1 protein-coding gene is annotated in these 602 nt (G+C 66.3%); it reads left to right on the top strand.

Features of this window, described 5'->3' with window-relative positions:
• Positions 1-22: 22 nt before the first annotated feature.
• The coding region (gene lgt / locus AC1DHL_RS29680; protein WP_478164322.1) for a prolipoprotein diacylglyceryl transferase at positions 23-602 on the top strand (580 nt) is incomplete at its 3' end.

Below are 602 nucleotides of genomic sequence, written 5' to 3'. Positions count from 1 at the left end.
ATATAAATACCTCTCCTCCGCCATGCTCGTTCATCCGCAATTCGACCCGGTCGCGCTTCACCTGGGCCCGCTGGCCATCCGCTGGTACGGTCTGATGTACCTGGCCGGCTTCATCATGTTCCTGTGGTTCGGCCGCCTGCGCGTGCGCCAGCCGCACATCGCCGCGCGCGGCTGGGCCACGCGCGACCTCGACGACATGCTGTTCTACGGCGTGCTCGGCGTGATCCTGGGCGGGCGGCTGGGCTACGTGCTGTTCTACAAGCCGACCTACTACCTCACGCATCCACTCGAGATCTTCAAGGTCTGGGAGGGCGGCATGGCGTTCCACGGCGGCTTCCTCGGCGTGCTCGTGGCGATGTGGGTGTTCGGCAAGGTGCGGCGCCGGCACTGGCTGGAAGTGACCGACTTCATCGCGCCGATGATCCCGTGCGGGCTGGCTGCCGGCCGCATCGGCAACTTCATCAACGGCGAACTGTGGGGCCGTCCGACCGACCTGCCGTGGGGGATGATCTTCCCGCAGGCTGGCGACAACATCCCGCGCCACCCGTCGCAGCTGTACCAGTTCGCGCTGGAAGGCGTGGCGCTGTTCCTCATCCTGTGGC

Source organism: Variovorax sp. 10L426 (assembly GCF_056395305.1).
Note: the sequence above shows the minus strand (reverse complement) of the source record. Positions and strands in the feature narration are given on the sequence as shown.